Genomic DNA, 26,540 nt, shown 5'->3' with positions numbered 1-26,540 from the left:
GTGATGCTAATGAAGTTTGCGGGAGTTAATCTTGACGAACCGAAGATAATGGGAGTGATAAACGTCTCGCCCGAGAGCTTCTACAAGGGGAGCGTGAGGAACGACGAGAAGGCCCTTGCCGAGACGGCAGTTAAGATGGTCGAGGAAGGGGCGAGCTTCATAGACATCGGGGCGAAGTCAACGGCTCCCTACCTTGAGACACAGATTCCACTTGAGGAGGAAATTCGGAGGGCAGTTTGGGCCGTCAAGGTCGTCAAGGACGCGGTTGATGTTCCCGTGAGCATAGACACAACCAACGCGAGGGTTGCTGAGGAAGCCCTGAAGGCCGGCGCGGATATCATAAACGACGTAACCGGCTTCAAGGGCGACCCGGAGATGGCGAGGGTTGCCTCTGAGTACAGCGCTCCGGCCGTTCTCTGCGCCCACGGGAAAGTGGGGGACTTCTCGGACCCTGTCAGGACTGTCATTGAGTTCCTCGAGGAGAGCCTGACGATAGCGGAGGAGCACGGGGTTGAAGATATTGCCGTTGACCCTGCCATCGGTTTCCTTCGCCCGGAGTGGCCACCCTGGTACGAGTGGGACTCGAAGGTAATAGCGAACCTCAACCTGCTCAAGCTCTTTGGAAGGCCAATTCTCGTCGGCATCTCTCGGAAGTCCTTCATAGGCGCGATAACGGGCAGAGAGAAACCGGAGGAAAGGCTCGCAGGCAGTCTGTCGGCAACTGCCATAGCGGTTCTGAAGGGTGCGAGAATAGTGAGGACCCACGACGTGAGGGAAACGCTCGACGCGATTAAGGTCGCCGGGTTCATCGGGCGGCTTTCACCTTAGAGTTCTTCGCCCTCTTCCATTCTTCGAGGAGCGTTATCAGAAGCGACAGAGAGACGGGTCCGATGATGATTCCGACGAAGCCGAATGCAATGTAGCCCCCGAAGATTCCCACGAGGCTGACGAGCGCGTTAACGCCCCACTGCCTCCTACCAAGTCTTTTGGATAGTACTATGTCGGGCAGGGGTGAGATGAGGGTGAAGCCGAGAACCCCAATAGTGAACGCCTTTCCGTAGAGTCCAGACTTAAAGAGGTACACTGCACCGGCACCCCAGACAACCCACCCGCCGACGACCGGAAGGAGCTCGAGGACGACCGTTAGTATTCCGGCCGCTATCGAACCGCCAGCATCAGAGATTCCAATGAGGTAAAAGAAGAATGCAAGCACGGCGCCTTTGCCAACGCTGACGAGGAGCCATCCACGTAGGAGGTAGTGAAGGGTTTCCGTTGCGCTGTTTATGAGCTTTCTTGCGAGCTCTTCCCTGCTTGGAGGCAGGAGGGCGTATATTTCGTCCCTTATGGCTTTGGCATTTACGAGGACACCGTAAAAGGCAAAAACTGCAACGATAACCTGAAGGGATAGCTTGGGCAGGGAGTAAGTGTAACCTAAAACATACGCGTTGAATCGTTCGGATATTGCCCCGGAGAGCCTGTGAAGGAGGTCGTACATTCCCTGAGGAAGGTTTAGACCGAGTAGCCATTTGAAAAACGTATCAACGTAGTCCGTCAGAGAGTACTTGATATCGTTCATCCAGAGGGCAAAGCCGAGGATGAAGAGGAATGAGAAGACGGTGAGAAGCCCTGTGAGGAGCAGAGCTGACCAGCGGTTGCCTATCTTGGCGCTGAGCCTTTCATGGAGGGGGTAGAGGATGTAAGCGAGGGTAACGGCCACGATAAGGGGAGAAAGAACGGGACTAACCGTCTGCCACGTGAGGTAGAGGACCCCCAGTGAGACGCCAATCCAAACCGCCGTTTCAAGTTCCATCCAGCATCCCCAGGTATTTTAGGATTAGCCCCCTCGCGCTCGGCTTGCTGAAGACTATCAAATAGCCCCTCTCGTCGAGGATGAAGTCCTTCCCGAGCGCGAGCAGAGTCTTCTTGAGCTTCACGATTTCGGCCCTCTCGATGTCCACCCGCTCCTTAACTTCCTCCGGCGCGTCTATCTCGTTCAGGACCTTCTCGAGCCTGTTGAGAACGCTCCGGTTGATGAACTTAATCAGGCTGAAGTTCGGCTCTTCTGCGACAATCTCGCTCGGGTCAAGGTAGACCCCCCAGTGCTCCTTGGCGCACTCGAAGGGGTATACGTAATCCTCCCCGTAGTCCGGAAGGTAGAGCTCCCTTATCACCGCGAGGAGAAGCCTTCTGGCGTCTTTCCCGTAGAACTCAACCCTGAGCTTGAACTTCCCGTCGTCGAAGCCGTTCTCGAAGACCTCGAGCCTCTCCTCGCAGAGCATCCAATCACCCCCTCAGGTAAGGCTCAAGGTAACTCGGGTCGAGGTAGAGCGCCTTACTTCCGGTTATTCCGAAGTTGCTTGGGGTTTCAAGGTTCTTGTATATCACAACGTTTGCGCTCGTAACGTTCATTAACTTTTCGAGGGTCGCTATGGCGGTGTCCATTCCTCCGGTCTCGTCCACGAGCGTCCCTGTAACGTTCTCGGCGAACCATGTCCTTCCTGTGGCGAACTTCTTGACCTCCGAGACGCTCATGTTCCTGCCCTCGCTCACCGCCCGAAGGAACGCTTGGAAGTAGGTGTTGACCATGTTGGCGATTATCTTTTTCTCCTCGGGCGTTAGGTCACGCCACTCGGCTCCCATATCTTTGTATGGGCCCGTTTTGAATACCTCGACTTTGATTCCGTTCATCTGGTAGTTCTTCTGAAGGTCGTAGTGAACGTAGATGACGCCGATGCTCCCCACCTCCGCGAGGGGACTCGCGACTATCTTGTCGGCCCCGTTGGCTATGTAGTAGCCGCCGGAAGCCATTATTCCGCCGGAATAGGCAACCACAGGCTTGACGAGGGCGAGTTTCTTGACTGCGGAGTAGATGTCCATAACAGGGCCAACGTCACCGCCGGGGCTCTCAATCCACAGGAGGACCCCTCCTATTGAGTCGTTGCTCGCGATTTCCCTCAACAGGGGGACGACTTCAAGGGCGGTATAGTCGGTTATTATTCCAAAAATCGGAACTACGGCTATCGTTTTTCCTCCGGTTCCGTTGATGAGCGAGCGAAGGTAAGCGACCTCATCCTTCAGCTGGCTGAGCTGGTAGCTTGATGTCCCGTTGCAGGTGACGTTCAGCGGGTTTTCTATCACCGCTGGGGCAGTTGCGTTTGGTGAAACCGCTATCGGGGAAGTCGCCTGGTAGAGCACCGCTATTGCCACCACTGAGAGGGCGAGCAGAAGAGCGAGGACGGCCGAGACGTACTTCCAGATGTTCTCCCTCATCCTCTCACCTTAGACCCCTTGTCGGGCCAACTTTTAAACCTACCCTCGCTAAGCTTTTTATATTACCCCGAGAAATTCGGGGCAGGTGATTGCATGGAGATTGGGGTGACAATTTATCCCCATTTCGTTACAAAGGACAAGAGCCTCGCGTCAATCCTGGCGGACGTCAAGATTAAGGACTACGACTTCGTTTCAATATTCCCGCACACGCTCGGACTAATCAAGAACGGCATCGTCGTCGAGAAGAAGCTCAGGAACATCGAGACGACCCTCAGGGGAGTCGGGATAAGCTACATCGTCAGGATGCCGACTTCGGTCAACCTGCGCGACCACATCTACTACACACGCCACTTCCGCGTCGCCAAGGCCGTCGCCGATGTTGCAATCAAGCTCGGCGCCAAGGTCATAGTCATGCAGAGCGGAAGGACCGGGAGGCTCGACCTCGAAATCGAGGCCATACAGCAGTTGGCCGACATGGTCGGACCCTTCGGCATAAAAATAGCCCTTGAGAACACCTTCAGCGTTAAGGACACCCTCTACGTCGTCGAGAACGTCGAGAGGGACAACGTGGGCTTCGCCCTCGACGTTGCCCACGCCTTCCTCAGCGCCCAGGGCAACGAGGAGAAGCTTTTGGAAGATGTCAAGCTCGGCACCGACAAGACGGTAATCCTCATGATACACGACAACTTCGGAAAGCTCTTCCCGCAGGTCGAGCCAGAAGATGCCCTCGCCTACGGTGTCGGCGACCTCCACCTGCTCCCGGGAGAGGGCAAGATACCCTTCGGTAAGGTTCTTAAACTCTTTGGGGACGTCCCACTGCTCCTGAAGGTTAAGGACCCCGAGAAGTTCTCCAAGATACCGAGCAAGCAGGGGCTCATAGAACTGCTAACGAGCCTCTAATTCCAGCCTTTTTCCGATTTCCCTATAGAGAACCGTGAGGGCCTTTCCTATTGCCTCTTTCTTCCGGGTGAAGTGGGTAACATCGTCGCTCAGGTTCTCGTGGATTAGCTTGACAGCTTCTTCAATCGTTATCAGCCCTTCGAGCCACGCGTAGGCGAATATCGCCTCGGCGACGTCTCCCCTCGCGTGCTTGTCGCTCCTCGGCGGGGCGAGCTTCCTCAATCCAGACATCTCAAGGGCTATGCTCAGAGAAGCATTCGGAACCCTCTCGCCGGTTGGTCTTCCGAGGTACTCGCTCAGGGCGAGGGAGAAGACGAAGTTAAGAAGAGAATCGCCGAACTTTGCCAGACCCTTGTCGGTGAAGTCCTTGGGGTAGGGAAAAGAGGCCAAGGGGCTTCACCCTTTAAGGGCCTTCTTCCAGGCGTCGAGAAGAACCCTCGCGCGGTCGAATATCTTCTGCGCGGCCTCCTCAAGGACTTCCTCGGGCTTGACCTTACCGTCGGTAACGACCTTGAAGCGGGGCTTTCTAGCCATTAGAACGGGGTGTTCGATTGTGTAGCCGGCGAACTTGACGTGCTCGTTCTCGTGGAGCACCTCGTTGAGCAGGTTGGCAAAGGTGTGGTCCTCTCCCTCAAGGTAGAACTCAAGGAGGTTCTCCTCGCGCTTTATAACCTCAATCCTCATCAGCATCACCCGATAAAGCTTTCAACAGCTCTTCTAAGGCCTGCTCCTTGTTCTTGACCAGTTCGTATTTAAACTTATCCTCCTTCCACTCCGCTAGGCCGAACTCGACCAGCTTTTCTATCACCTCGTCGGGCTCAAGGTTGAAGGCGACGCTGACCGGGATTACAACCTCTCTAATCTGCCTCGTCGTCTGGAGGACTATCTCCGAAAGGGTCTCGCCGAGTTTTCTCACGAGTTCAACCGCCTCGCCCCAGGGAAGGGAAGTTACGAGCTCATTATCTTTCAGCTCCGCCGTTTCGCCGAGGAGCTCAAAGGCCTTGAGGATTATCGGCGTTGATACGCTCGTTCCGGCCTCGCGCAGGAGGTCGTCTATTGTGTAGTGGTAGAGCCCGCGCCTGTCAGGGTAGAGCTTAGCCCTTACGCGGTTGTGAATCTCGCGTATCTTTCTTATGGCTTCTCTAATGTCGTCCTTCGTTCCCTGGACGTTTATCTTGATGGCGTCGAGCTTGCCGTGGACGTAGATGAAAGCCGGCAGGCGGAGTCTCTGGAGCTCCTTCATGAACTCCTCCTTTTCCACGTCGCTCTTGACGTGAATCGTTATTACCTTCTTGGCCCTCATAGAGACACCTTCATCTTCCTGTAGTATGGGGAGAGCTTCCTCGTCTCGACGTTTCCACAGCGCGGGCAGATTAACTTGTCCCCACGCCTGATGAGGGGCGTTCTGCAACGGGAGCAGAGGGCGTAAACGACGCCGAGGTCCTTTCCGCGGGTGGTGAGCTGTATCGGGCTCTTCTCGTTGGCTATAACCTTCGCCCTGACCACGTCGCCAATCTTGAACTCCTTTGTTATGTCCTCGACGAAGCCTTCCTTAACCTGCGAGATGTGGATTCCGGCCAGTTTTGAAGTCGCTATTTCCCTGTCGTTCTCGCGACCCTCTATCTGGAGGAGCTGAACTATAACGGCCTGTGGCTTGACCTCTATGACCCTCGCCAGAACTATGTCACCGACCTGCGGGAGGGGCGGGGTGTCGGTCACGGGTTCGACGCTTATCTCCATTTTCTCCGGGTTGATTCTAACCTTGCCCGCTCTGGTTGCGTAAAGTTCGCCGTTCTCCTCTCTAACCCCCTCGCCGGGCATGAACTCTTCTATGACCCCGAGGTAATCTCCGGGGAGGACGAGGTCACCGTTTTTAACCTTCCTGTCTTCCATCCCCTCACCTCCGAAGATTTTCCTACACCTTCTTTTTAAGCGTTCCCCAACGTTTATAGGCCGAAGGAAAAAGTTTTAGTAATTCGAAGCGATGGAAGGGTGGTGGTAGGTAATGAGAATGCTTCTGATACACGCCGACTACCTCGAGTACGAGGTCAGGGATAAGGCCTTGAAGAACCCCGAGCCCATAAGCGACGAGCAGAAGAAGGGCAGGCTCGACGAAGTTCTGGCGGTTTTCATAAGCGTCGAGAAGGTCGACGAGACCAACCCAGACTACGTCGTCGAAAAGGCCATCGAGGAGATAGAAGAGGTCGCGAAGCAGGTCAAGGCCGAGAGGATATTCGTTTACCCCTTCGCCCACCTCAGCAGTGAGCTGGCGAAGCCGAGCGTTGCCCTTGAGATACTCAAGAAGATAGAGGAGAAGCTCCGCGAGAAGGGCTACGAGGTCAAGCGCGCTCCCTTCGGCTACTACAAGGCCTTCAAGCTTTCCTGCAAGGGACACCCCTTAGCTGAGCTCAGCAGGACGATAGTTCCCGAGGAAGGAGTTAGCAAGGAGGAGCGCAACATAGCCCTTGAAAAGGAGGAGAAAGAACTGGTAAGCTACTGGTACATCCTCACCCCAGAGGGCGAGCTCATAGAGGTTGACAAGTTCGACTTCACCGGCCACGAGAACCTGAAGAAGTTCGTCAACTACGAGATAGCCAAGAACAGGATAGCCGACAGGGAACCACCGCACGTCAAGCTCATGCTGGAGCACGAGCTCGTTGACTACGAGCCGGGAAGCGACGGCGGAAACCTCCGCTACTACCCGAAGGGACGCCTTATAAAGGGCCTCCTCGAGCAGTACGTCACCGAGAAGGTCGTCGAGTACGGAGCGATGGAAGTGGAAACTCCGATTATGTACGACTTCGAGCACCCTGCCCTCGAGAAGTATCTCAACCGCTTCCCGGCGAGGCAGTACATCGTCAAGAGCGGTGATAAGAAGTTCTTCCTCCGCTTCGCGGCATGCTTCGGCCAGTTCCTCATCAAGAAGGACGCGATAATCAGCTACCGCAACCTTCCGCTCAGGATGTACGAGCTCACCCGCTACTCCTTCAGACGCGAGAAGAGCGGTGAGCTTTCAGGTTTGAGAAGGCTCAGGGCCTTCACGATGCCCGATATGCACACCGTGGCGAAAGACCTCAAGCAGGCGATGGACGAGTTCAAGAAGCAGTACAAGCTCAGCATGGAGGTTCTTAAGGGCGTTGGGCTAACTCCAGACGACTACGAGGTTGCCATAAGGTTCACCCGCGACTTCTGGGAGGAGAACAAAGACTTCATCGTCGAGCTGGCGAGGATAATCGGCAAGCCTGTCTTGATAGAGATGTGGGACCAGAGGTTCTTCTACTTCATACTCAAGTTCGAGTTCAACTTCGTTGACAACCTCGACAAGGCGGCCGCTCTGAGCACCGTCCAGATTGACGTGGAAAATGCGGAGCGCTTCGGCATAACCTACTACGACGAAGAAGGAAAGGAGCGCTACCCGCTCATACTCCACTGCTCGCCGAGCGGAGCCATCGAGCGCGTTATGTACGCCATCCTCGAGAAGCAGGCGAAACTCCAGGCCCAGGGCAAGAAGCCGATGTTCCCGCTCTGGCTCAGCCCGATACAGGTTAGAGTGATTCCGGTCAGCGACGACGTCATGGACTACGCGCTCTACGTGGCAGGAAAGCTCGAAGGGGCGAAAATAAGGGTGGACGTCGACGACACCAACGACAGGCTCAACAAGAAGATAAGGAAGGCCGAGAAGGAGTGGATTCCCTACATCATCGTCGTCGGCAGGAACGAGAAGGAGCAGAACACCGTCACCGTCAGGAGGAGGGAGGACGGCAAACAGGTCGAGATGCAGTTGGAGGACCTCATCAGGGAAATCCGGCAGAAAGTCGAGGGCTTCCCCCACAAGCCGAGGCCCCTACCGCTTCTCCTCAGCAGAAGGCCCAAGTTCAGGGGCTGAAAGCTTTTTCAATCGTATTTTTCTCCTTCCACTTTTAACCCTGAGCGAGTACACAGCGGGTTCGAAGTCCGCGTACGGTGCCTTCAGGAAGTAGAGGAGCTCCTTTATGTGGTCCTCGCGAATCCAGGACTTAGCGAGGAGAACGTAGTCGCTGACGTTTGAAACCCACGCGACGAAGCGCCGTGAGACCATGTCGGCGTTTATGGGTAGCAACAGAATCGATTCCGGAAAGCGAACGCTTTTGTCGGCCACCGTCTGGTTTAGAAGCTTCAGCGTCTGGTCCTCCCCGAGCATGAGGGATGCCCCGTCGAGTGTATATACCAGTCTTAGGACCTTTCCCGAGCGAACCCGCTCGCGGAGGGGACCGCAGTAAATTCTGTCTATTTTTGGGTTTATCGTCTCGGGCTCAACCCTGTCGAGGTAGAATACGTTGTTGATATTGTCCTCAAGGTGGGTGTAGCGGGAGCCGAAGACGTCTATCACTGCCATGTCTCCCCGTTCGAGGACCTTAATCGGATTGAAACCAACACTCCTACACCTTCTGAAGAAGCTCCGGAGGGGGACGCTGTAATTGGAAACCACCGCGAAGTAGCCGTCTTCAACTGCTCTCCTGAGAAAAAGGAGGAGAATCTGCCAGGCGGAGGAATAAGCGTCGTAAATAACGGTAACGGTCGAACCCCTCACGTGTTCCGGCGGGAACACTTCCAGAACGTCAACGTCCATCAATCACCCTCCCGGGGGCGCTCCCGAGAAGGCTTCTCTGAGGAATTCTTTGGCTTCCTCACTGAACTGGTCGAGCTTGACCTCCTTGCCGAACTTGTCGTAGACCTTGCCGTCCCTGAAGTTGAGCTCGAATATCTCGTAGTGCTCCTCGCTCTTCTCGTGGAGTTTTATCCCATGACCCTTCAGGTGGTTCTCGAGGTTCTCGATGTCCACGTACTTACCGCATTCCTCGCACTTATAGAACTGCCAGAAGATGTAGTCCTGGCCCGCTAAAACGTTGGCCTTTATGTGGTTTATCAGCGCGCCGCCGAGGTACTCGTAGACGTCCTCCTGAACGAGCTTGCCGTTGTCGTTAACGACCTTGAAGCCGGCCCAGACTATGTGGTCGTTTATGTCGGCGAGGGTTGCCTTGAGATAGCGATAGGTAAGCACGAACGTGCCGTTCTTAACGTAGAAAACTCCCTTGTCGGGAATGGCCACGATGTGGATTCCCTTAACGTCCTTCCCGGCGAGCGAATCAGCCTCATCCTTGTTCTTGGCCACATCGATGAAGACCTCGACGTTGCTCTTCTTGTGGGTTCCGATTATGGTGCTTCCCTCTATCCGCCAGTGGTAGTCGTCGAGGTAGCGGACCTGCGTGTACACCTTCTTAACGCCGGGACTCAGTTGACTGTACATGCTCACCACCTGAGAAGGTTCTCGCGGGCCTTAATAAGCTTTAGCGGAAAAGCTTAAAAACTACCGCCCAAAGCGCCTCTGCCTCTTCTGGAACTCGCGGATGATTCTGAGGAAGTCAATCTTCCTGAACTCCGGGAAGTAGACGTCAACGAAGAAGAGCTCGCTGTAGGCTATCTGGTAGAGGAGGAAGTTGCTTATCCTTACCTCGCCGCCGGTCCTGATGACTATGTCGGGGTCAGTCATGTTCGGGTAGTACAGGTAGCGCTTTATCAGGTCCTCATCTATTTCCTCGGGCTTTAGTTTTCCTGCTAAAACGTCGCTCACTATATCCTTCACCGCATCGGCGATTTCACTCCTCCCACCGTAGGCTAGGGCTATGTTGAGGGTGTAGTTGCCGTACTTCCTGGTAACCCTCTCGGCTTCCTCCGCCGCCTTCCTGACGTTCTCGGGGAGCATCTCCTTTCGGCCCAGAACGTTCACCCTTATCCCGTACCTGTGAACCCTCTCGTCCTTCACGAGCTCCTTAAACTTCTCCTCGAAGAGGTTCATAAGGGCGTTTACCTCCTCTGGGGAGCGCTTGAAGTTCTCGGTCGAGAAGGCGTAGACGGTGAGGGTCCTTATCCCGAGCTCCCGGCACCACTCGAGGATTTCTTCAAGCTTTCGCGAGCCGAAGAAGTGGCCGTACCAGGGGGGCTTCTCGAGCTTTCTTGCCCACCGCCGGTTCCCGTCCATTATGATTGCCACATGCCTTGGAATGTTCCCCGATTTAACCTTCTCCATGAGATAGCGCTCGTAGAGGTCGTAGGCGGGCTTGAAAATAATATGGGGGATGTGGGAGAGGAGCCTGTAAATCATGGCCCTCACTCAAGCCTCTTCCTTGATTTGAGGTGCTTCTCGGCGAGCTCCATGTAGATTTCAGCGTTCTTCTTGGTCCACTTGATTTCCTCCTCGGTGAGCTGTCTGACGACCTTGCCTGGAACGCCGAGGACGAGGCTGTAGTCGGGAATCTCCTTGCCCGGCGGGACGAGAGCTCCGGCTCCGATGACGACGTGCTTCCCTATCTTCGCGCCATCGAGTATTACGGAGCCCATTCCTATAATGACGTAGTCGCCTATCTCCGCCCCGTGAACGACGGCGTTGTGGCCGATGGTGACGTACTTGCCTATAATCGTTGGCTGGTTGTGGGATGTGTGTATGCTCACGTTGTCCTGGACGTTTGAGCAACAGCCGATGTAAATCTGCTCGATATCGCCCCTGAGGACAGCCGAAGGCCAGACGCTCGTCTTCTCCTCCAGAACAACGTCCCCGATGACAGACGCGCTCTCGTCAACAAAAGCGGTCGGGTGAATCTTCGGCTTCTTTCCGTTGAACTCGTAAATCGCCATTTTTCATCACCGGGTTATAGTCCCGGGGAGAACTTATAAAGATAACCGGCCAACTTAACCGGGGAAAGACCATGAGGTACAGGAGAGGTGCCAGCGCCGAACGGGAGCTGATACGACTCCTTGAGGGAGCGGGGTTTGCGGTCCTCCGCTCGGCGGGGAGCCACAGGGTTGACCTCGTCGCGGGCAACGGACGGGACTACCTGTGCATCGAGGTTAAGAGCACCCGCTCGAAAAGGCTTTATATATCCTCGGAGGACGTTGAGAAGCTCGTCTCGTTCGCGAAGCGCTTCGGCGGGAAACCCCTCTTAGCGGTCAAGTTCATAAACGTGGGCTGGCGCTTCTACTTTCCGGACGAGCTCAGAAAAAGCGGTAAGAACTACCGCGTTGAAGCCGGTGACGCGTTCCATACCCTTGAAGAGCTCGTCGGGAAGCAGAGAACCCTTGATGGGGTGATTGGCGATGAGGTTTAAATTGTGCGCCCTCCTGCTGGTTACGCTCCTGATTTTGTTGACTCCGGTTCCGTTTGTCTCGTCAAGTGATTCTCCCCTCTTGAGCGTCACGGTTCTCAACGACAACATTCCCGCACTTCCCGGGAGCACCATTGTCGTTCCGTTTTCCATAACCAACCTTGGAAACGAGACCATAAACAACGTTACCGTTTACGTTACCGGGCCGGCCCAGGGCTTTCAGTACAGTGTTAAGGTGATACGAACTCCAATAGAGCCCGGAAAGAGCGTGAACGACACGATAACGGTCAAAGTTCTAAATCCAGAGCCGGGTCCCTACCTTCTCACCCTCGTCGCGAGGGTTGGGAATGTATACGCGAGCTCAAAGTTCGTTGTTCGCGTTAGGAGCGTTATCGACTACACGCCTTCAATCGTTGCAGGGACCAGGTACATTTACGGCCACGGAGTCAACGTTACGCTCAGGATTTATTCGAACTCGAACACGGTGATAACGGGAAAAATCGGGTACGTAATCGAGAGGAACGGCGTTCCCCTCGTTAATAAAACGTTGATAACCTTTGTCAGGCCAGCCTCGTTCTGGATAAAAAGGCTTTCCTGGAAGACCCTTCCGGTCGGCAACTACACAGTACTTCTCTGGGCCAACCTCAGTGGGGTCTACAAGTCAGCAACCGCCTCCTTCGAGGTTTACCAAAGAAACCTCCACTACAGGGTCTACTTCTGGGACGGGGCGATACACGTTAGGGTCTACAATTCAACGGGGGGCGTTCCAGGCATTCCTGTTGAGATAAACGGTCTGAAGTTCACGACGGGTCCTGACGGCACGTTTACGTATGCGGTACCCTCACCCGGGCTCTACAACGTTGTCCTGAACCTCGACGGCAGGATAGCCGTCGTTCCGGTTACCGTTGAGAAGCTCTCGATAAGCACCGCCCAGAGCGGAAACGTCCTGACCGTTAGGGTGACCTCCAACAACACCCCGGTCCCCAACGTGACGGTAACCGTTCTTGGTCCTGCTTCAACCGCCTACGGCGTGACAAACGCCAGCGGAGAGGCAGTTTTCAACCTCACGGACATAGGTTACGGCACCGTCGTGGTACGTGCTCAGAGCGACCGTTATCTTCCCAGTGAAACCGTGATTGCGGTTTCAAGGCCATCCCAAACCACGACTTCAAGTCCAAGCCCAACTCGGACATCATCCACCACGTCAACGCCCTCGAACACAACGTTTCCAGTTCCAACAGAGACATCGAAAGCCACATCAACCGGCCCGAGTCACGTTGGGATAATCCTAATACTCGCGGGTCTCATCCTCGCGGGAACATCCTACCTCGCCTTTGCCGTTCCAATAGTCCACGAGGAGACCCTCGACCGCTACTACTTCCTCAAGGTTCGCGCGCCGAGGCTTCGCGCTCTCAAGGGCTACCGCGTCGAGAGGGCTGTTAACGCAGTTGAGGTGAGGGCAACAAAGGGTAAAGCCCAGCTTGAAGACGGAAGGCTAATCTGGGAGCTCGACCTTGAGCCGGGTGAGGAAGCCTACCTCCAGGCAAGGCTTGGATGAAGTTCGGCTTTTTCTTTTCATACGCAAACCTTATTAAGCCGACCGAATACATTCAGATGACAGTCTAAAGGAGGCGAAAGCCATGGTGAACCTCGAACTGCTGAAGAAAATCGTCGAGGCCCCGGGCGTTTCTGGATTCGAGTTCCTGGGAATCAGGGACGTCGTTGTGGAGGAGCTCAAGCCCTACGTTGACGAGGTTAAGGTTGACAAGCTCGGAAACGTCATAGCGCACAAGAAGGGAAGCGGTCCAAAGGTCATGATTGCGGCTCACATGGACAAGATAGGCGTCATGGTCAACCACATAGACAAGGAGGGCTACCTCCACATCGTCCCCGTCGGCGGCGTTGACCCGAGGACGCTCGTTGCCCAGAGGATAAGGTTCTTCACCGACAAGGGCGAGCGCATCGGTGTCGTCGGCCACATTCCGCCCCACCTTCAGAAGCCCGAGGACAGGAAGAAGCCCGCTGACTGGGACACAATCGTCGTTGACGTCGGCGCCGAGGGCAAGGAAGAGGCCGAGGAGATGGGCTTCCGCGTTGGAACCGTCGGCGAGTTCGCTCCAGCTTTCACCCAGCTCACCGAGAACAGGATTGCTACGCCGTACCTCGACGACCGCGTTTGCCTCTACGCCATGATAGAGGCCGCCAAGGCTCTCGAGAGCCACGAGGCGGACATCTACTTCGTTGCGAGCGTTCAGGAGGAGGTCGGCCTCCGCGGTGCCAGGGTTGCGAGCTACGCGATTGACCCGGAGATAGGCATAGCGATGGACGTCACCTTCGCCAAGCAGGTCGGCGACAAGGGCAAGATCGTGCCCAAGCTCGGTGGCGGACCGGTAATGGATGCTGTTGGCCCGAACATCCACCCCAAGGTTCGCGCCTTCGCAGAGGAGGTCGCTAAGAAGTACGAGATACCGCTCCAGGCCGAGGCCAGCCCGAGGCCGACCGGAACCGACGCCAACATAATGCAGATTAACAGGGAGGGCGTAGCGACCGCTGTGCTGAGCATACCGATACGCTACATGCACAGCCAGGTCGAGACCGCGGACATAAGGGACATTGACCTCACCATAAAGCTCGCCAAGCACCTCCTCGAGGAACTTAAGCCGATGGACCTCACTCCGTGATGGAAAGGTTTATTGGCTTTTCTTCCCTTCTTATACCCGGTGACCCGATGATAGCGGTCGTTTCAGTTGGCCCCATCGAGCGGGCACTCGTTGAGGGGGTCGTTGACTTCGTAAGGAATTACTACTCACGCTTCGGGATTAGTGTCGAGTTCGTTGGAGAGGTTCCGGCCGAGCCTTTCTCGGTTGCCTTCAACGCTAGGAGAAACCAGTACCTCGGGAGGGTTTTCCTGCCAACGCTCTCCGCCCTTCGAGAGGAGCTTGGAGCAGTAGCTATTCTCGGCATCACGGAACTCGACCTCTACGAGGAGGGGCTGAACTTCATATTCGGCCTGGCAAACCCCTCCTTGAGGAGCGCCATCGTTTCGGTTCACAGGCTCAGGAACGAGTTCTACGGCCTCAAACCAGATGATGGACTCCTCCTTGAGCGGGCCGTCAAGGAGGCGATGCACGAGCTCGGCCACGTTTTCGGTCTCAAGCACTGTCCGAATCCGAGGTGCGTCATGCACTTCTCGAATTCCCTCCTCGACACCGACGCCAAGGGGCCCCTCTACTGCCCGAGGTGCGAGGAGAAGCTTGAGGAAAACCTTAGGAAACTGGGGGTGTTGTCGTGATTGAGGTTGAAGTCAAGGGCTACGCCGACGATAAGGTCTTTGAGAGGGTTCGCGAGAGCTTTCGGCTCATAAGGAAGGAGTACCACGAGGATACTTACTACCAGCACCCGTGCAGGGACTTTTCAAAGACGGACGAGGCCCTGAGGATTCGCGTGAGGCGCTTCAACGGCCACTTCGAGGCCTTCTTGACCTACAAGGGGCCGAAGCTCGACTCGGTCTCGAAGACGAGGGAGGAGATAGAGGTTCCCATCGAGGACCCCGATGCCCACGCGAGGATTCTTGAGGCACTGGGCTTCCGCGAGGTTCTGACCGTCGAGAAGGTTCGCGAGAAGTACTACGTTGAGAAGGGCATCACCCTGACCCTCGACGAGGTTGAGGGTCTCGGAAAGTTCGTGGAGATTGAGGCTTTGACCGACGACAGGGAGAAGGTCCCTGGGCTGGTTGAGAAGCTGAGGAAAATCCTCATTGAGCTCGGCGTTACGCGCTTCGAGAGGCGTTCCTACCTCGAGCTACTGCTCGGGAAGGGGGGCTGAATGGGAAAGCTGGACGAACTGTTCGGTGCAATCAAGGGGAAGCGGCCTGATACGGAAGTGCTCACCGAGATAGAGGACAGACTGCTCGTTGATGATATTCCCGGGGCCATAGCCCTTCTCGAAGAGCTCGAGAAGGAGCAAAACGTCGTTATAGCCGTCAGGATGATTCTCCGAAAGATTCTCCGCATGAAGGAGTCCGAGGAAACGGAAGTCCGGCTCGTCCCACTTCTCAAGCAGCTCGTTCCCTACATAAACGGGGTGAAAAACGAGCGCTACCGTGCGCTTCTCCTCGGTGAGCTGGCGATGGGCTTCTACATCATCGGGGCTGAGCTCGAGGGGGACTTTGCCCTCAAGGCCTCGATAAACCTTGCCCTTAACCACCCGGACATACTGCGGGACATAATAATGGGTCTGATTGACGCGGGCCTCTTTCCAAAGGCAGGATACGCCATGAAGTTCGTCAAGGACAAGGAAAAGCTTGACGTTGTTCTCGTTCACCTTGCCGAGGTTCTGTACGAGAGGAGTGAGGCCGAGAAGGCTTTGGCGGTGATAGGTCACATAACGAGCAACTTCCACCGGGCCATTGCGCTGCTTCACCTGGCCCAGTTTGAGAAGGAGAGGGATAGGGAGAAGGCCCTTCAGTTCGTTGACTGGGCAATAAAGCTCGCCGAGAGGATAGAAGACCCCGACGCGAGGTTCGAGCTGATGCTCAAGCTCTACGACCTGAGGCACGAGATAAGTGGCGAGCCCCTCAGCCTCTCCGAGCTACTCGCGAGGGGAACTCCTGAGGAGACAGGGCAGGTGGAAGACCAAGGGTCCTCGACAGGAGGAGGGAGTGAGGAACCTTAACGCCTATCTCTATGAGCTCTTCAACCCGTTCTGCAACATCTCTGGGGGTTCCCTGGAGGATTACTCTCCCACCGTTTAAAACCACGAGTCTGTCAGCTTTTCTGAAGAGAAAGCGCGAATCGTGCTCGACCATAACGACTGTTGTTCCGGCCCGGTGGAGCTCTTCTATCACTCTCAGGACTTCCCGCTTCCCTTTCGGGTCGAGCTGGGACGTTGGCTCATCGAGGACGAGGTGGTTCGGCTTCATCGCTATTACGGACGCTATGGCCAACTTCTGCTTCTCCCCTCCACTGAGGTTAGGGGGAAACTCGTTTTCGAGGCCCTCGAGACCGACCACCTTAAGCGCCCACTCAACCCGCTCCGCTATTTCCTCCCTTGGAAGGCCGAGGTTTTCAAGGGCGAAGGCAACCTCGTCCTCGACGGTCATGTTGAACAGCTGGCTCTCCGGGTTCTGGAGGACAAGACCAACGAGCGTTGAGAGCTTTGAAACTGGCGTTTCCGTCGTTTTGAAAGTTTCCCCGGTTTTTGGGTCCCTAACGATGACTTCCCCCGAGAACGCTCCCCTAATCGAGTTGGGTATTATCCCGTTCAGCGTTAGTGCGAGCGTTGACTTCCCGCTCCCGCTCGGGCCGAGGATTCCTACGAACTCGCCGTCCCCTATTTTTAGGCTCACCCCCGCAAGGGCCGGCCTTTTCGAGCGGGGGTATCTGAAGGTAACTTTTCTAACTTCAATCATCTCCTCGTCACCCTCGGGAAGATGAAGGCAACGCTCAGTATGAACACTAGCGTCGAGAATATCTCCAGTCTGCCAATCCACATCAGGAGGATGTAGAGAATCTTGAGGTCAACGGGCATGTGGGGGGAGGTTATGCCAACGCTCAGCCCGACGTTGCCCTGAGCAGAGGCCACCTCGAAAAGCGCATTCGCGAGGCTCGTCTTGACACGGAGCATCGTGTAGACGGTCCCGACGAGGAGGAACGCGAGGTAGGTCATTGTGAAGCTCATGACTTCCTGTATGTCCTCCTCGCTGAAAACGTAGTTGCCGACCTTTCTCTTTATGACTGCCCCCCTCGGGAGGATTGCGCTCTCTATGGTCCACTTTAGGCTCTCGTACATCAGGGTAACACGGATTAGCTTGATTCCACCGGCAGTGCTTCCGGCGCCACCGCCGATGACCATTAGAATCGCGATTATGAACTTCGCGACCTCTGGGTAGTTTGAGAGGCTCGTTATCTGGAAACCGGTACAGCTGATGGCCGAGACCGCGTGGAATATCGCCCCCTGCAGGGCCTGGCCGACCGGGTCACCTACTTGGTAGAGGCTGTAGGCGATTATCGCGATTGCAGGAATCAGGAATATGAACATGTAACGAACCTGAATGTCCTCGAAGAAGGGCTTTAGAGACTTGCTCTTGAACACGCGGTAGTGAACGGTGAAGTTGACGGCGCCCATTATCATGAGGAAGATGGTGACGGCGTTTATCGCGGGGCTGTGGAAGAAGCCTATGCTCTGGTCGTGGGTGCTCATACCACCGGTTCCCAGGCCCGTCATCGCGTGGGTGAGGGCGTCGAACGGGTTCATCCCGTTAATGTAGTACAGGTAAGCGCCGACGAGCGTGAGGGCAAGGTAAATCTCGAAGATGACCTTTGAAGTGTTGACGAGGTTGGGGAGTATCCTCTCGCTCCTCGCCTCGGCCCTGTAGAGCCTCGCCGCCGCAACGCCCGGTCGTATCAGAATCGAGAGGGCCACGAGGACGATTCCGATTCCACCGAGCCACTGCATCCACGCGCGCCAGAAGAGGAGTATCTTCGGGTAGCTGGAGAGGTGACTCATCATGGTAAGTCCTGTTCCCGTCCACGCACTCATGCTCTCGAAGTAGGAATCCACGAAGCTCATGTTCGCTATCTTCATGAAGGGAACGACGCTCACGAAGGACGCGAAGAGCCAGGTGAAAGCGGCCGCAATCATGGCCTGCCTCAGGTTGACGTCCTCAACCTTGCTTGAGTGTCTGCTCAGCCAGGCACCAAAAAGAACGCACGCCATTCCTGGAATGGCAAAATAGGGAACATATTCAATCTGGTCGGGATAGAACCACACCAGGAGCACCGGGAAGAGATAGGCGAGGCCTACTCCTTGAAGGATTGAGCCTATGAGGTTCTTAACGACGAAGAGGTCGGCCGAGACGTTGATGCGCTTCCTGAATTCGAGCATCGCCTCACCGTCTCGCCTAAGGGTGGCGAGAATAAAAGGTTTTTCGTAAGGTTTAAGGGGAGCCTAACACCACTTGGGTCGGTGGTAGAGGTGGACGAACGGGAAGCACTGATTAAGGCCGGCGAGATAGCAAGGAAGGTCAAGGAAGAGGTTGTCGACCTAATCAAACCTGGGACGAAGCTCTACGACATTGCGGAGTTCGTTGAGAGGCGCATAGTCGAACTCGGCGGAAAGCCAGCTTTTCCCTGCAACCTCTCGCTCAACGAGGTAGCAGCGCACTACACCCCCTACAAGGGCGATGATACCGCCCTCAAGGAGGGGGACTACCTCAAGCTCGACCTCGGCGTTCACGTTGACGGCTACATAGCGGACACCGCGGTGACGTTCCGCGTCGGAATGGAGAAAGACGAGCTAATGGAAGCGGCGAGGGAAGCCCTTGAAAACGCCATAGCGACTGTCAGGGCTGGAGTGATGGTCAGGGACGTTGCGAAGGCCATTGAGGAGACGATACGCGGTAAGGGCTTCAACCCGATAGTGAACCTAAGCGGTCACAAGGTCGAGCGCTACAAGCTCCACGCTGGAGTCAGCATTCCGAACGTTTACAGGCAGGCGGACACGTACGTTCTCCAGGAGGGGGACGTCTTCGCGATAGAGCCCTTCGCGACGACCGGCGCGGGGCAGGTGATAGAGGTCCCGCCGGCGCTGATTTTCATGTACGTCCGCGACAGGCCCGTGAGGATGCTCCAGGCGAGAAGGTTGCTCATGCACATCAAGCGCGAGTACAAAACCCTACCCTTTGCATACCGCTGGCTTCAGGGATTCCTGCCCGAGGGACAGCTCAAGATGGCACTCGCACAGCTTGACAAGGCCGGTGCGATATACAGCTACCCAATACTGCGCGAGGTCAGGGGTGGCACGGTGGCCCAGTTCGAGCACACGGTCATAGTCGAGAAGGACGGGGCTTACATAACGACGTGAACTCCCTTCTCTTTTGTTTGTTCCAGATGACTACAACATCTCGAGTCCCGCGCTTCTACTGGGGATGTACGGGAAGTGTGTGAGAGGAACCCCCTAAGAGGCATGGAAAAGTTTGCATCTCTTTTTCCAACTTTGGCGCTAAGTTGTGGGTTCTTTCAAACACGCGGAATTGAGTTATGTTTTCTATTTCCCAACGTCCGAAGGACGTTTTTGATGGTCGAAAACGATAGAAGGGTAGAAATTTGAGTAGGAACCCCCTCAACGGGCTCGGCAGTTTGATTGGCGCCGGGGCAGGGATTTGAACCCTGGTGGGCGGACGCCCACGGGATCTCGAGTCCCGCGCCTTCCCAGGCTAGGCTACCCCGGCGCGGTCTTTGGTTTGCCAACCGGTTTTATAAATCTTTCCGCGAAAACTTTATTAACCTAAGTTAACTAAAATGTCGCCGGTTGCAAAGGTTTAAATCCCAGGAAAACCAATATATAAATTGCAGGAGGTGGCAGAAATGGTCGGAATTCAGGTGCAGGAGGTAATGACGGACAGGTTCCAGAAGATAGACATCGACGCCCCCCTTTCTGATGCCATAGGAATCTTCGAGAAGGAGGACCCCGACCTCATTCTGGTGTTCGATGGAAACCTGTACAAAGGCGTTCTGACCCAGGACTTGATTATTCGCTCCCACCTCAAGTGGGACCCCACGAAGGCCAAGGTTAGGGACGCTTACAAGCCTGCCCCGGTTATAAAGCCCGACGAGGATTTGAGCAAGGCCGCAAAGCTTATGATGGAGGTTGACCTCCGCTCCCTCCCGGTTGGGGAAAGCAAGGCTGAAATCATCGGCGTTATAAACGATATAGCTGTCCTTGATAGGGTCGCCGAGACCGACTTTGGTAAGAAGACCGTCGAGGAGTTCATGACCAAGGACGTCATAACCCTCAAGCCCGACGACACCGTCGCCAAGGCCCTTGCAACGATGCGCGACCACGCGATATCAAGGATTCCGATAGTTGACGAGGAGGGAAGACTTGAGGGTCTCGTCACACTCCACGACCTCATAGTGAGGTTCATCAAGCCCCGCTTCAGGGCCAAGGCTGGTGAGCTCGCTGGAGAGAAGATACCGCCCTTCAGCATGCCGCTCCGCGACGTGATGATTAGGGGAGTAATAACGGTTCTCCCGGACGCAAAGGTCAGGGAAGCGGTCGCCACGATGAAGGACAACGATATAGACGGCCTTGTCGTCGTCAACGAGAACAACAAAGTCGTTGGAATACTCACCGTCAAGGATCTGCTCCTGCCGATTTCAAAGATGGCGGAGAAGGAGGCAAGGTTCTACCTCCAGCTCGGTGGTGACGCCTCAATACTCAGCGACTTCACGAGGGAAAGGATAATCGAGGACATCAAGCGCTTCGTTGACGGCTATGAGGATTTACTCGGCCAGGAGGGTATAATATACCTCTACATCAGGCGCTTCCCCGAGAAGTTCAGGGGAGTTCACCTCTACCAGGCCAGGATGAGGGTCGTTACCGACAGGGGCGTCTTCGTCGCCACCGGCGAAACCTGGGGAGCGATACAGGCGGTTCACGACGCTTTGAGGGCCATCGAGAGACAGCTCCTCCAGAAGGCAGAATTGGAAAAGGACACGCGCTACGCCAAGAGGTTCCTTGAGAAGCTCGGCCTCAGCTGAGCTCCTCGAACTCCCTCTCTATTATTCTCTTCTGACGCTCCTCAAGGGCCTCTGGATTTATAACTAGAACCAGTGTTCCTCCATCTGACACTACCCTGTCCTTAAGGTTCAGAAGGAACTTAACGGCGTTTTCAAAGCCGTTCTCAAGCATCAGGTACTCGAAGGCCTCGACGTATATTGTCTTGTACCCCTGGGCGAGTGCGCGCGCGATTAAATCAGTAAGGATTTCAATCTTCGTCGGACTTATTGCATAAATCTGGGGTTTCTCCTCCAGCTTACCCTCCTTTGCACGCGTAACCCAGAATACAAGGGTCTCAGAGTTGAGGGAGCTTTTCAGGGTTCTCAAATCTTCCCTTGTTATAACAACGGTTCCCGGCATTGACCAAAGCTTGCCGAGCTTTCTAAAAGCCTCCCCTCTGGAGCGGAACAAAAAAACGCCTTTCTGAGGTGGATGTTTCCCTTCGGTTTTAACGGGGGTCACAGGATAGAACACGAACTTGACTGCACCGACTGCGGCCATCAGACGGAATATTCCGCCAAGAAAGAACCCTATAGGCGCAAACCAGTTTATGAAACGTGTAACAGGGTAGGTAAGGTTGAGGGCCCCCAAGAGAATTAATCCCCAGGGAAAGAGCGCCTCTGGCGTTCCCCGTGAGATGACGTATTTATCCAGGACCCACCCGAGGTAAACGAGCGACCCTCCGAGAACGAGGGAAGGAAGGATGGACCTTTCAGTGGGACTCTTAAAGACGTCGGTTGCGAGAAGGAAGAGCCAAATGTACGAGGCCACGGTCAGAATGGAGATGTAAACTGTGTGCTTGAAGTCGGTCTTCCCGTACTTCAAGTGGAACGTTCCCCAGATTAACAGGATTCCAAAGAAGAAGTTCGGAATCTTCGCGGCTATCATGTAGGCCTGCTGGTTTATGTGAACCCCAAGGGGGTTCAGGATGTAATCTTCTATTCCGAGAGCGTCTATGAAGAACGCGGTGCTAATCAAAACCCATCCCTTATCCCTAGTTTCGTGGGCTTTGTAGGCAACGGCAACGAAAAGTACCCACCTTGAAATAAAGTTGAGGTAAGGTATGAGGTTGCTTCCAGGGATGCTCATTTCTCCATCACCAACTTCTCCTGCCTCACTACCACGAGGCTGTTTGGCGGGACGTTGCGGTCAACGATAACACCTGGCCCTATAAAAGCGTTGCTCCCAATCTTTCTGCCAGGATAGATGCTGACGTTGATACCAACCTTTACGTTGTGTCCGATGATTGCTCCGAGCTTGTGCCTGCCGCTGTCTTCGAGCTTGCCCTTGATTTCGACCCTCACGTTGCCCCTATCGTGCCTCAGGTTTGCCGTTATCGTTCCGGCTCCGAGGTTCGTGTTCTCTCCTATTATCGAGTCGCCGACGTAGTTGAGGTGAGGCGCGTTGCTGTTGTCCATTATGATGGAGTTCTTGACCTCAACCGCATTGCCGATGTGGCAGTTGTCGCCTATGCTCGTGTACGGCCTTATGAAGCAGTTCGGCCCTATCCGGGAGTTCCTGCCGATCTTCACCGGCCCGATTATGTAGGCCCCGCTCCTGACGACGGTTCCCTCGCCGATTTCAACGGGAGGAACTATCACCGCCCCTTCCTCGACCGTCCCCCTGATCCCGTGCCTGAGCTTGTTCTTGAGCAGGTACTCGTTGAGCTCGAGTAAATTCCACGGCCTTCCGACGTCGTTCCAGTAGCCGTCGTAGGGAACCGCTATGACTTTCAGCCCGGCTTCAATCATGAGGTTAATCGTGTCGGTTATCTCGTACTCCCCGCGCTCACTCAGGCCAGTTTTCTCTATGAAGTCGAAGACGCTCGAACGGAAGGCGTAGATGCCGAGGTTGGCGTAACCCGGTATTTTACCCGGCTTTTCTGCTATGCGTTTAACCTTTGAGCCCTCAACCTCGACCTTGCCGAAGTGGCTCAAATCCTCGAAGCGTTTCACAACAAGGGCGACGTCCGCTTTCTCCCTCCTGAAGGCCGAGACGAGCTCCCTCACCGCTTCCTCCTCGAAGTAGATGTCGCCGTTTGCAACTATGAACTCGTCCTCCACGCTCTCCCTGGCGCTCTCTATGGCCTTCGCCGTTCCTTCCCCCGGCAGTTGCTCCACGTAGGTTATCGGTTTGCCTCCGAACTCGTCTCCAAGGGTTTTCTTTATCCACTCGCTCCTGTACCTAACCACAACCACAAACTCGTCAACGAACGGGTACAGGTTCTCGAGGACGTACTCGATTATCGGCCGGTTGGCGACCTTTAGAACAACTTTCGGCCTGTCGTCCGTGAGAGGGCGGAGCCTTTCACCCTTTCCAGCCGCGAGGATTACCCCCTTCACATTATCACCTCCAGAGTGTAAACGATTATCGGTATCAGCCCGAAGGCGAGGAGAAACTTTCTATCGTGAGACCCGGCGAGGCGCTCAAGCAGGGAGATGCCGAGCAGGGTAACGAAGAATGCCGCGAGGAATGCGGAAAACGGAATCCACACCGGCCCGTCCGGTCTCCACGTCCCCGTGAGGAAGAGCCTGAGGACGAAGTACGCCGGGGAAGCCATGAAGCCCCACTGAATGGCTTTTCTGGCGCTGTGGCCCGGTAGAACGAGGCCGAGCGTGACGAGACCGGTCCTGCTGAGGGGACCTAAAAAGGACAGTCCCTGAAGGACCCCGCTTGAGAGGGAGTCGAGTATGCTCGGCTGTTCCGGCAGTCTCTCGTCCAGACCCCTGAGAAGCGCCAGCTTCGGCCACGAAAGGGCAACGGTGAGCAGAAAAATCCCGACGATGAGGTTAATAACGCCCGCCTCAAGCTGGGAAACCCTACAGGCCAGTTTCGAGACCGAGAACCCGAGGAGCACGGTGAAGACGGCCACGAAGAAGAGGTACTTGAGCTCGGCCTCGTAGATTCCGCGCATGGCCTGAAGCGAGAGGCGGGAGTAGGTTTCCCGGTACCTGAAGAAGACGGCGAAAGTCACCCCTAGGTAAGCGGGCACGAGGAAAGCCGAGTAACCGGGAATCAGGGACGCCAGACTCCCCTCCGGACTGAGGGGTAGCACCGAAGCAACCGCAACCAAGACCCCCGAGAGGAGAGCCTCCACGAGTCCAACCATGGTCACCACACAGCAAGTTTTAAGCCACAAACATAAACTTTTCGCGGTGATGCATATGAAGGTTACGATAATTTACGAAAACCACTCGGGTTTCCGGAAGGGCCTCCTCGGTGGGCACGGCTTCTCGGCCCTCGTGGAGCGTGGGGACGTTAGGGTACTCGTCGATACCGGCACGGACGGGAGGGTTCTTCTCAACAACATGGAAGCTCTAGGAATCGAGCCGGACTCGATAGACTACCTCCTCATCACCCACGGCCACTACGACCATACGGGAGGATTGAAGGCGCTTTTGGAGGCACGCTCGAAGCCGCTGAAGGTAATCGCCCACCCCGGAATCTTCCAGAGGAGGATTGCCCTGAAGCCGAGGAGAAGGGAGATTGGAATTCCCTTCACGCGGGAGGAGCTTGAGGAGCTCGGCGCCGAGTTCGTTCTGAGAGAAGGGCCGTTTGAGTTCGCCGAGGGCTTCATGGGCTCCGGCGAGATTGAAAGACTGACTTGGGACAGGGCCGTCGGCTACTTCCCAGATGGAACTAAGGACCCGGTCAGGGACGATATGGCGCTCATCCTCGACCTCGGCGATTCAACGGCCGTAATCACCGGTTGCGGGCATTCGGGAGTGATTAACATCGTCAGGCACGCCGAGAAGGTCAGCGGAAAGCCGGTGAGGGTCCTACTCGGCGGACTGCATCTGATTGGCGCGAAGGAGGGACTGCTTGAAGATATTGTCAAAAACGTCAACGTCAGGCTCTACGCGGGTCACTGCACGGGACTTGAGAGCTTTGCGTACCTCCGTTGTCGGCTTGGAAAGCTGGTCGAACCCCTGCACGTGGGCAAGGTCATCGAGCTTTAGCGAACCTTTAAATACCCGGCCGAAAAGCCCAACATCGCGAGAGAAAAAGGAGAGGTGGGAGAGATGAAAAACCCCTTCGAGAAGATGCCAACGGTTCTTACCGCTGACGAGCTCATCGACAAGGCCTTTAGGAGGGCCGAGAGAGCTGCATCTGCCTACAACCCGCCCGGCGGGAAGGTCGCTAAGGCGAGGCAGAGGGAAGAACTCAGAGTTAGAACAGTCTCGAACGTCGTTCGCGACAACCTCAGGAAGATACTCGACAGAACGCCCGGCGTCTCGACGCTCCCGAAGTTCTATCAGGAGTTGGTTGATACCCTCGTCGACCGCGACCAGTTCCACCGCTCGCTGGCCAGGGTGAACTGGGCGATAAAGACCATAAGGAACCTGGAGCAACGCTACGTGGAGAAGATACGTTATGAAAGGGACCCGAAGGAGATAGCCAAGCTTAGGAGGGCCTTTTACGGCCGAGTTGCGGACATACTCCACGAGATTGACGACGATTTGCGCTATCTAAATCAGGCCAGAAACGTTCTCAAGGAACTGCCCGTCGTCGATTTGGAGCTCCCAACGGTCGTCATAGCCGGCCACCCGAACGTGGGCAAGAGCACCCTGTTAAGAGCTTTGACCAATGCGAAGCCCGAGGTGGCGAGCTACCCCTTCACGACGAAGGGCATAAACGTCGGTCAGTTTGAGGAGCACTACCTCCGCTACCAGGTCATAGACACGCCCGGTTTACTCGACAGACCGCTCAGCGAGAGGAACGAGGTTGAGAAACAGGCGATTTTAGCGTTGAAGCACCTCGGAGACGTTATCGTTTACATCTTCGACCCGAGCGAGTACTGTGGCTTCCCAGTCGAGGAGCAGATGCACCTCTTCGAAGAGATACTGAACGAGTTCGGCGAGTTCCCGTTCATAGTCGCGATAAACAAGGTGGACATCGCGGACGAGGAGAAAACTAAGGCCGTCGAGGAGTTTGTTAAGGCCAAGGGACTTGAGCCCGTTAAGATTTCCGCCCTGACGGGAGATGGCCTCGACGAGCTGAAGAAGAGGGTAATAGCAGTCGTCGAGCCGAAGGCGAGAGAACTCGCGAGGAAGATTATGGAGAAGGAGCTTTCGAAGTTCAGAGAGGGGATTTAATTTTCTGATAATGCCTCTTTTTTATCATTCTCCAGAAATCCCTACAGGCTCTATCAAAGGCAAATTAGAAAAGGGTTCAGGCGTTCTCCTCCTTGAGGAGAACCGCGTTGACGACTCCGTCCTGGCCGGGTCTGCTGGTGACGACGGCCTTACCAATCTCGGTCTCGATTATCGCTCCCTTGGTGATGATGTTTCTCCTCGCGTACTGCCTGTTGGCCGGGTTCTCAACGACGTTGAGTATCTTGACCTTCTTGCCCTTTCCACCGTCGAAGACGTTCGCGTAGAGTGCCTCGACGAGGCGGACCTTCCTGTTACCGCCGTAGGTCCTGATTATCTTCCTCTTCTCCCTCTCCTCGGCGACCCTGGTGTTGGCGGGCTCTCTTCCGAGCTCCCTCTTCCTCTTCTTCCTCGCGAGGACAATCCTTCCACCTGAGGGCTTCTTGAGTGACCTTCCCTGCCAGATAGCCATTTATCTCACCTCGATTAGCTTGATGAACCCATCGCCACTTTCGGGGGTTCGTTTATAAGCTTTTCTTAGGGACAACGCTTTTAAATCCTCCTGTCGTTACTAACC

General features: G+C 55.4%; 30 protein-coding genes and 1 tRNA gene. 13 read left to right on the top strand and 18 right to left on the bottom strand.

What is annotated here, in order from left to right; all coding sequences use genetic code 11:
* Positions 1 to 9 precede the first annotated feature (9 nt).
* Positions 10 to 828, top strand: coding sequence for a dihydropteroate synthase (gene folP / locus ACYQ04_RS06110; RefSeq protein WP_460129962.1), 819 nt, complete (start codon positions 10 to 12; stop codon positions 826 to 828).
* On the opposite strand, the gene ACYQ04_RS06105 is transcribed toward folP, so the two are convergent.
* From ACYQ04_RS06105 to sppA, 3 genes are read right to left on the bottom strand one after another with little or no spacing between them, the layout of a single operon-like run.
* Positions 806 to 1,810 carry an AI-2E family transporter gene (locus tag ACYQ04_RS06105; protein WP_460128117.1) on the bottom strand — a complete coding sequence of 335 codons (1,005 nt, stop codon included), beginning with the start codon at positions 1,808 to 1,810 and terminating at the stop codon, positions 806 to 808. The two genes, folP and ACYQ04_RS06105, sit on opposite strands and share 23 nt — an antisense overlap.
* On the bottom strand, positions 1,800 to 2,279 hold the full coding sequence (locus ACYQ04_RS06100; RefSeq protein ID WP_460128116.1) for a PH1570 family protein: 480 nt from the start codon (positions 2,277 to 2,279) through the stop codon (positions 1,800 to 1,802). The genes ACYQ04_RS06105 and ACYQ04_RS06100 overlap by 11 nt, the downstream gene beginning before the upstream one ends.
* Positions 2,280 to 2,283: 4 nt before the next feature.
* Positions 2,284 to 3,270, bottom strand: coding sequence for a signal peptide peptidase SppA (gene sppA / locus ACYQ04_RS06095; protein WP_460128115.1), 987 nt, complete (start codon positions 3,268 to 3,270; stop codon positions 2,284 to 2,286).
* A gap of 93 nt (positions 3,271 to 3,363) precedes the next feature.
* Between sppA and ACYQ04_RS06090 the strand changes: the two genes are divergently transcribed.
* A complete protein-coding gene (locus ACYQ04_RS06090) occupies positions 3,364 to 4,170 on the top strand; it encodes a sugar phosphate isomerase/epimerase family protein (RefSeq protein ID WP_099210327.1) in 807 nt (268 codons plus the stop codon).
* Here ACYQ04_RS06090 and ACYQ04_RS06085 read toward each other — a convergent pair.
* From ACYQ04_RS06085 to ACYQ04_RS06070, 4 genes are read right to left on the bottom strand one after another with little or no spacing between them, the layout of a single operon-like run.
* Positions 4,156 to 4,560 carry a ribonuclease III family protein gene (locus ACYQ04_RS06085; protein ID WP_460128113.1) on the bottom strand — a complete coding sequence of 135 codons (405 nt, stop codon included), beginning with the start codon at positions 4,558 to 4,560 and terminating at the stop codon, positions 4,156 to 4,158. The two genes, ACYQ04_RS06090 and ACYQ04_RS06085, sit on opposite strands and share 15 nt — an antisense overlap.
* A gap of 6 nt (positions 4,561 to 4,566) precedes the next feature.
* Positions 4,567 to 4,854 carry a DNA-directed RNA polymerase subunit L gene (locus tag ACYQ04_RS06080; RefSeq protein WP_460128111.1) on the bottom strand — a complete coding sequence of 96 codons (288 nt, stop codon included), beginning with the start codon at positions 4,852 to 4,854 and terminating at the stop codon, positions 4,567 to 4,569.
* Positions 4,844 to 5,473: a DUF2067 family protein gene (locus ACYQ04_RS06075; RefSeq protein ID WP_460128110.1), complete on the bottom strand. Its 630-nt coding sequence runs from the start codon at positions 5,471 to 5,473 to the stop codon at positions 4,844 to 4,846. Before ACYQ04_RS06075 ends, ACYQ04_RS06080 begins: the two co-directional genes overlap by 11 nt.
* The gene (locus tag ACYQ04_RS06070; RefSeq protein WP_167914705.1) at positions 5,470 to 6,063 is read right to left on the bottom strand and encodes an exosome complex RNA-binding protein Csl4; all 594 of its coding nucleotides are present in this window, start codon (positions 6,061 to 6,063) and stop codon (positions 5,470 to 5,472) included. The genes ACYQ04_RS06075 and ACYQ04_RS06070 overlap by 4 nt, the downstream gene beginning before the upstream one ends.
* A gap of 112 nt (positions 6,064 to 6,175) precedes the next feature.
* Here ACYQ04_RS06070 and ACYQ04_RS06065 point away from each other — a divergent pair, with 112 nt between their 5' ends.
* Complete coding sequence (locus ACYQ04_RS06065) at positions 6,176 to 8,056, top strand: threonine--tRNA ligase (RefSeq protein WP_460128107.1); 1,881 nt, start codon at positions 6,176 to 6,178, stop codon at positions 8,054 to 8,056.
* On the opposite strand, the gene ACYQ04_RS06060 is transcribed toward ACYQ04_RS06065, so the two are convergent.
* From ACYQ04_RS06060 to ACYQ04_RS06045, 4 genes are read right to left on the bottom strand one after another with little or no spacing between them, the layout of a single operon-like run.
* Complete coding sequence (locus ACYQ04_RS06060) at positions 8,015 to 8,779, bottom strand: hypothetical protein (protein ID WP_460128106.1); 765 nt, start codon at positions 8,777 to 8,779, stop codon at positions 8,015 to 8,017. The genes ACYQ04_RS06065 and ACYQ04_RS06060 overlap by 42 nt on opposite strands.
* A 3-nt stretch (positions 8,780 to 8,782) precedes the next feature.
* Positions 8,783 to 9,457: a TBP-interacting protein gene (locus tag ACYQ04_RS06055; protein WP_460129960.1), complete on the bottom strand. Its 675-nt coding sequence runs from the start codon at positions 9,455 to 9,457 to the stop codon at positions 8,783 to 8,785.
* A gap of 60 nt (positions 9,458 to 9,517) precedes the next feature.
* The gene (gene uppS / locus ACYQ04_RS06050; protein ID WP_460129958.1) at positions 9,518 to 10,312 is read right to left on the bottom strand and encodes a polyprenyl diphosphate synthase; all 795 of its coding nucleotides are present in this window, start codon (positions 10,310 to 10,312) and stop codon (positions 9,518 to 9,520) included.
* A 5-nt stretch (positions 10,313 to 10,317) separates the two neighbouring features.
* Complete coding sequence (locus ACYQ04_RS06045; RefSeq protein WP_460128105.1) at positions 10,318 to 10,842, bottom strand: gamma carbonic anhydrase family protein; 525 nt, start codon at positions 10,840 to 10,842, stop codon at positions 10,318 to 10,320.
* Positions 10,843 to 10,913: 71 nt separating this feature from the next.
* On the opposite strand from ACYQ04_RS06045, the gene hjc reads away from it, so the two are divergent.
* The 6 genes from hjc to ACYQ04_RS06015 all read left to right on the top strand — a co-directional run bounded on the left by hjc (position 10,914) and on the right by ACYQ04_RS06015 (position 15,983).
* The gene (gene hjc / locus ACYQ04_RS06040) at positions 10,914 to 11,312 is read left to right on the top strand and encodes a Holliday junction resolvase Hjc (protein WP_460128104.1); all 399 of its coding nucleotides are present in this window, start codon (positions 10,914 to 10,916) and stop codon (positions 11,310 to 11,312) included.
* Positions 11,302 to 12,867 carry an Ig-like domain-containing protein gene (locus ACYQ04_RS06035; protein ID WP_460128102.1) on the top strand — a complete coding sequence of 522 codons (1,566 nt, stop codon included), beginning with the start codon at positions 11,302 to 11,304 and terminating at the stop codon, positions 12,865 to 12,867. The genes hjc and ACYQ04_RS06035 overlap by 11 nt, the downstream gene beginning before the upstream one ends.
* Positions 12,868 to 12,949: 82 nt before the next feature.
* Entirely contained in the window at positions 12,950 to 13,990 is a 1,041-nt protein-coding gene (locus ACYQ04_RS06030; RefSeq protein ID WP_460128101.1) for a lysyl aminopeptidase, read from the top strand.
* A 47-nt stretch (positions 13,991 to 14,037) separates the two neighbouring features.
* Complete coding sequence (locus tag ACYQ04_RS06025) at positions 14,038 to 14,601, top strand: archaemetzincin family Zn-dependent metalloprotease (protein ID WP_460128099.1); 564 nt, start codon at positions 14,038 to 14,040, stop codon at positions 14,599 to 14,601.
* On the top strand, positions 14,598 to 15,134 hold the full coding sequence (cyaB, locus tag ACYQ04_RS06020) for a class IV adenylate cyclase (protein WP_460128096.1): 537 nt from the start codon (positions 14,598 to 14,600) through the stop codon (positions 15,132 to 15,134). The genes ACYQ04_RS06025 and cyaB overlap by 4 nt, the downstream gene beginning before the upstream one ends.
* Complete coding sequence (locus tag ACYQ04_RS06015; protein ID WP_460128094.1) at positions 15,135 to 15,983, top strand: hypothetical protein; 849 nt, start codon at positions 15,135 to 15,137, stop codon at positions 15,981 to 15,983. It begins immediately after the preceding gene.
* Here ACYQ04_RS06015 and ACYQ04_RS06010 read toward each other — a convergent pair.
* A complete protein-coding gene (locus ACYQ04_RS06010) occupies positions 15,886 to 16,719 on the bottom strand; it encodes an energy-coupling factor ABC transporter ATP-binding protein (protein WP_460128093.1) in 834 nt (277 codons plus the stop codon). The genes ACYQ04_RS06015 and ACYQ04_RS06010 overlap by 98 nt on opposite strands.
* A complete protein-coding gene (locus tag ACYQ04_RS06005; RefSeq protein WP_460128091.1) occupies positions 16,716 to 18,194 on the bottom strand; it encodes a TrkH family potassium uptake protein in 1,479 nt (492 codons plus the stop codon). The genes ACYQ04_RS06010 and ACYQ04_RS06005 overlap by 4 nt, the downstream gene beginning before the upstream one ends.
* A gap of 90 nt (positions 18,195 to 18,284) precedes the next feature.
* On the opposite strand from ACYQ04_RS06005, the gene map reads away from it, so the two are divergent.
* Entirely contained in the window at positions 18,285 to 19,172 is an 888-nt protein-coding gene (map, locus tag ACYQ04_RS06000; protein ID WP_460129957.1) for a type II methionyl aminopeptidase, read from the top strand.
* Positions 19,173 to 19,452: 280 nt separating this feature from the next.
* Here the strand turns inward: map and ACYQ04_RS05995 are convergent.
* A tRNA-Ser gene (locus ACYQ04_RS05995) sits at positions 19,453 to 19,539 on the bottom strand.
* Between the two features lie 136 nt (positions 19,540 to 19,675).
* Between ACYQ04_RS05995 and ACYQ04_RS05990 the strand changes: the two genes are divergently transcribed.
* On the top strand, positions 19,676 to 20,851 hold the full coding sequence (locus ACYQ04_RS05990; RefSeq protein WP_460129956.1) for a CBS domain-containing protein: 1,176 nt from the start codon (positions 19,676 to 19,678) through the stop codon (positions 20,849 to 20,851).
* Here the strand turns inward: ACYQ04_RS05990 and ACYQ04_RS05985 are convergent.
* Genes ACYQ04_RS05985 through ACYQ04_RS05975 form a run of 3 tightly spaced genes read right to left on the bottom strand, consistent with a single transcriptional unit; the run spans position 20,844 to position 23,979 of the window.
* Positions 20,844 to 21,959, bottom strand: coding sequence for a DUF835 domain-containing protein (locus ACYQ04_RS05985; protein ID WP_460128090.1), 1,116 nt, complete (start codon positions 21,957 to 21,959; stop codon positions 20,844 to 20,846). The two genes, ACYQ04_RS05990 and ACYQ04_RS05985, sit on opposite strands and share 8 nt — an antisense overlap.
* A complete protein-coding gene (gene glmU, locus ACYQ04_RS05980) occupies positions 21,956 to 23,212 on the bottom strand; it encodes a bifunctional sugar-1-phosphate nucleotidylyltransferase/acetyltransferase (protein WP_460128089.1) in 1,257 nt (418 codons plus the stop codon). Before glmU ends, ACYQ04_RS05985 begins: the two co-directional genes overlap by 4 nt.
* Positions 23,209 to 23,979 (bottom strand): undecaprenyl-diphosphate phosphatase, encoded by a 771-nt coding sequence (locus tag ACYQ04_RS05975; RefSeq protein WP_460129954.1) that lies wholly within the window; start codon positions 23,977 to 23,979, stop codon positions 23,209 to 23,211. The genes glmU and ACYQ04_RS05975 overlap by 4 nt, the downstream gene beginning before the upstream one ends.
* Before the next feature lie 55 nt (positions 23,980 to 24,034).
* On the opposite strand from ACYQ04_RS05975, the gene ACYQ04_RS05970 reads away from it, so the two are divergent.
* Together ACYQ04_RS05970 and ACYQ04_RS05965 are read left to right on the top strand one after the other, a co-directional pair.
* Positions 24,035 to 24,829 (top strand): MBL fold metallo-hydrolase, encoded by a 795-nt coding sequence (locus tag ACYQ04_RS05970; protein WP_460129952.1) that lies wholly within the window; start codon positions 24,035 to 24,037, stop codon positions 24,827 to 24,829.
* Positions 24,830 to 24,892: 63 nt separating this feature from the next.
* Complete coding sequence (locus ACYQ04_RS05965; RefSeq protein ID WP_460128087.1) at positions 24,893 to 25,966, top strand: NOG1 family protein; 1,074 nt, start codon at positions 24,893 to 24,895, stop codon at positions 25,964 to 25,966.
* Positions 25,967 to 26,042: 76 nt separating this feature from the next.
* Here the strand turns inward: ACYQ04_RS05965 and ACYQ04_RS05960 are convergent, their stop codons facing one another.
* Positions 26,043 to 26,435: a 30S ribosomal protein S8e gene (locus ACYQ04_RS05960; RefSeq protein WP_460128086.1), complete on the bottom strand. Its 393-nt coding sequence runs from the start codon at positions 26,433 to 26,435 to the stop codon at positions 26,043 to 26,045.
* Positions 26,436 to 26,540 lie beyond the last annotated feature (105 nt).

Source organism: Thermococcus prieurii (assembly GCF_054657655.1).
This window is presented reverse-complemented; position numbering and strand designations above follow the sequence as displayed.